Origin of the sequence: Longimicrobium sp., from assembly GCF_036554565.1 — a bacterium.
Classification (GTDB): Bacteria; Gemmatimonadota; Gemmatimonadetes; order Longimicrobiales; family Longimicrobiaceae; genus Longimicrobium.
This window is the reverse complement of sequence record NZ_DATBNB010000467.1, coordinates 1-3,532: the sequence shown is the minus strand read 5'-3', so window position 1 is coordinate 3,532 and position 3,532 is coordinate 1. Positions and strand designations below refer to the sequence as shown.

3 protein-coding genes are annotated in these 3,532 nt (G+C 71.7%); 1 reads left to right on the top strand and 2 read right to left on the bottom strand.

Annotated elements, in window-relative coordinates:
• Together VIB55_RS12830 and murQ are read right to left on the bottom strand one after the other, a co-directional pair.
• Positions 1-441: hypothetical protein (locus VIB55_RS12830; protein ID WP_331877045.1), on the bottom strand; the 441-nt coding region annotated here is incomplete at its 3' end.
• The gene (gene murQ / locus VIB55_RS12825) at positions 438-1,358 is read right to left on the bottom strand and encodes an N-acetylmuramic acid 6-phosphate etherase (RefSeq protein WP_331877044.1); all 921 of its coding nucleotides are present in this window, start codon (positions 1,356-1,358) and stop codon (positions 438-440) included. The genes VIB55_RS12830 and murQ, both read right to left, overlap by 4 nt.
• Positions 1,359-1,539: 181 nt before the next feature.
• Between murQ and ggt the strand changes: the two genes are divergently transcribed.
• Positions 1,540-3,330 carry a gamma-glutamyltransferase gene (gene ggt, locus VIB55_RS12820; protein WP_331877043.1) on the top strand — a complete coding sequence of 597 codons (1,791 nt, stop codon included), beginning with the start codon at positions 1,540-1,542 and terminating at the stop codon, positions 3,328-3,330.
• Positions 3,331-3,532: the final 202 nt, after the last annotated feature.

Genomic DNA, 3,532 nt, shown 5'->3' with positions numbered 1-3,532 from the left:
CAGCCGCTCGCCGTCGGCATCCACCACCGCAGACACCAGCTGGTACATGGTCACGGGTTCGCCGTCCACCTCGGAGCGCCAGTCCCACACGTTGATCCCGCGCCGCTGCAGCATGGCGAAGTTGCGGGCCCGGCGCGAGGCGAACGCGACCAGGTAGCGCTTGCCCACGTCGTGCTCGTTGGGAAGCTGCAGCAGGAAGTCGCCGCCGCGCGCCAGCGGCCGGCCTTCGGAGAGCGCCTCGATGGCCTGCCCCAGCCACTCGTCGGACAGCACCGCCGTCTTCAGCTCCGGGAGGAGCGAGGCGCCGCGCCCTCCCGCGTCCTCCACCGCCAGCGCCAGTGCGCGCGGGGCGATCTCCAGCCGAAGGAGCAGGTCTTCCCACTCCACCTCCGAGGGCGGGCGCGCGGGAAAGCGGTCGAACCCGCCGGGGAACGGCGTCATCGGGCGCGGCTTTCCTTCAGCACCTCGCCCACGCGGCCGCCGTGGCGCGCCAGCTCGGCCGAGGCGCGCTCGCGGTCGGCGCCCGTCCACTGCATCACCATGGCTAATTTCACACTGCCGCCGGACGCCTTGAGCAGCGCGCGGGCCGGTTCGCGCTCCAGGTCCAGCGTTTCCATCAGGATGCGCTCGCTGCGGTCGCGCAGCTTTTCGTTCGTCGCGCGCAGGTCGATCATCAGGTTGCCGTACACCTTGCCCAGCCGGATCATGGCGCCGGTGGTCACCATGTTCAGCACCAGCTTGGTGGCCGTTCCCGCCTTCATCCGCGTGGACCCCGTCACCACCTCAGGGCCCACCAGGACGGCGATCACCACGTCGTACACCTGCAGCATCCACTCGTCGGGATGAGTGCAGAGGAGAAAGCCGGTGCGCGCGCCCCGCTGCTTGGCCCGCGTCAGCGCGCCGTGCACGTAGGGCGTGCTCCCCGATGCGGCGATGCCGAAGATGAAGTCGTTGGGCCCCACCTCGCGCGCGTCCATCTCCTCGCACCCCGCCTCGCGGCTGTCCTCGGCGCCTTCCACCGCGTTCAGCAGGGCCGTGTATCCACCCGCGATGATCCCCTGCACCATCTGGGGATCGATGCCGTAGGTGGGCGGCATCTCCGACGCGTCCAGCACGCCGAGGCGGCCGCTGGTGCCCGCGCCCACGTAGATCAGCCGGCCGCCCTTGCGGAACGCCGCCTCGGCGAACTCGATGGCGCGCGCCACGGCGTCGATCTGGGCGGCCACGGCGGGCGCCACCTTCTGGTCTTCGAGGTTGATGATCCGGGCGATTTCCAGCGCCGACAGGCGGTCGATTTCCGCGGTGGCGGGGTTGCGCTGCTCGGTGAGCCGGGGGTCCAGCGGCGGCCTGGGAGTCATCCGTCGGCGACGAGGGGGAAGTACGGAGCCGGACGCAACGTGCGCCGTTCCGAAGGGGAACGCAAGGAAGGTTCCGGGTCGCCGCCCGGTTGCCCCCGCCGCGCTCCGCCGTAGTTTAGATCCGGCAACGTACGGCACCCGCGCCGTGCCGACCAGTCCCCTGCTGCCAGGCGGCCGACCCGTGACCACGATCTTCCGCGCGCTCCCGCTGCTCCTCATCGCCCTGGCGCCCGCCGCCTGCGGCCCCTCCGGCCCCGCGCGTGCCGAGGCGGCGGCGGACGACACCCTCCGGTTCGCCGCCGACTGGGAGTTTCCGCGCGGCTCCATCTCCCCCACCCTTGCCGCCCGCGGGATGGTGGTGACGACGGACCGCGTGGCCAGCGAGGTGGGCGCCGAGGTCCTGCGCCGCAACGGCAACGCGGTGGATGCGGCCGTGGCCACCCACTTCGCGCTGGCCGTGGTGAACCCCGAGGCAGGCAACATCGGCGGCGGCGGATTCATGGTGGTGCGCATGGCCGACGGCACCACGGCGTCGCTGGACTTCCGCGAGGCGGCGCCCCTTGCAGCCACCCGCGACATGTTCCTGGACTCGCTGGGCAACGTGTCGGACTCGCTCTCCATCGTGGGGCACAAGGCCGCGGGGGTGCCGGGCTCGGTGGCGGGGATGTGGGAGGCGCACAAGCGCTTCGGCTCGCTCCCCTGGGCCGAGCTGGTGCAGCCCGCCATCGCCCTGGCCGAGGGGATCGTGGTGCACGAGCGCCTCGCCAGCTCGCTGCGCTCGTACGAAGACCGGCTCAGCCGCTATCCCGGCACCGCGAAGGTGTTCGTGCCCACCGGCCGGGTGCCGCGCACGGGCGAGCGGCTGGTGCAGGCGGACCTGGCGGAGACCTTCCGCCGCATCGCCGCCGAGGGGATGGACGGATTCTACCGCGGGCGCACGGCCGAGCTGGTGGAAGCGGAGATGAGGCGCGGGGGCGGGCTGATCACCCGCGAAGACATGGCGCGCTACAAGGCGGTCTGGCGCGACCCGGTGCAGTTCGGGTACCGCGGGCACCAGGTGATCTCCATGCCGCCCCCGTCGTCGGGCGGTGTGACGATGGCGGAGATCCTGAACATCCTGGAGGGATACGACGTTCCGCGGATGGGCTACCTGTCGCCCGAGCACGTCCACGCCTTCACCGAGGCCACCCGCCGCGCCTATGCGGACCGCAACGCCTACCTGGGCGATCCCGACTTCGTGAAGATGCCCACGGAGCGGATGGTGTCGGACGCGTACGCCGCCGAGCGCCGCCGGGGGATCGACCGGGCGCGCGCCACGCCCTCCACGCAGGTGGCGCCGGGGCTGGGCGCGCCCGCCGAGGGCGAGCACACCACGCACTACTCCATCGTGGACGGGCGCGGCAACGCCGTGGCGGTAACGACGACCATCAACTCGCTGTACGGCAACCTGGTGACGGTGGAAGGCGCCGGGTTCCTGCTGAACAACGAGATGGACGACTTCACCAGCAAGCCGGGGGTGCCCAACCAGTTCGGCCTGGTGCAGGGCGCGGCCAACTCGGTGCAGCCCGGCAAGCGGATGCTGTCGGCGATGACGCCCACCATCGTGCTGGACCCGGCCGGCAAGGTGCTGCTGGTGACGGGGACGCCGGGGGGGTCCACGATCATCACCTCGGTGGCGCAGATCGTGAGCAACGTCGTGGACTTCCGGATGGACGTGGCGACGGCGACGCTGGCCCCCCGCCTTCACCACCAGCACCTTCCCGACACCCTGCGCTACGAGCGCAACGGCCTGACCGACGCCACCGCGGCGCGGCTGCGCGCCATGGGGCACGCGGTGGCGGAGCGGGGCGGGTTCCAGGGCGACGTGCAGTCCATCATCGTGCTGCAAAGCGGCCACCAGTCGGGCGTCGCCGACCCCCGCCGCGGCGGCGCCGCGGTCGGTGTGGGCGAGGTGAGGCGCGTGGTGCAGTAAGCGCGTCGCGCCGAAAAAACGAGGGCCGCCCCGGTGCAGGGGCGGCCCTCGTTCTATTTGTTCGCGCCGCAAGGCTATGGCCGCGGGACAAGAAGCTGGACAGACGTGCGGACACACGCTACAGTGCTCGTCCTCCGGGTTCGAGGGGTCGCTACCCGCGCGCACGAAACCAGGCCGATGATGAAAATGTGGAAGGCGGGAG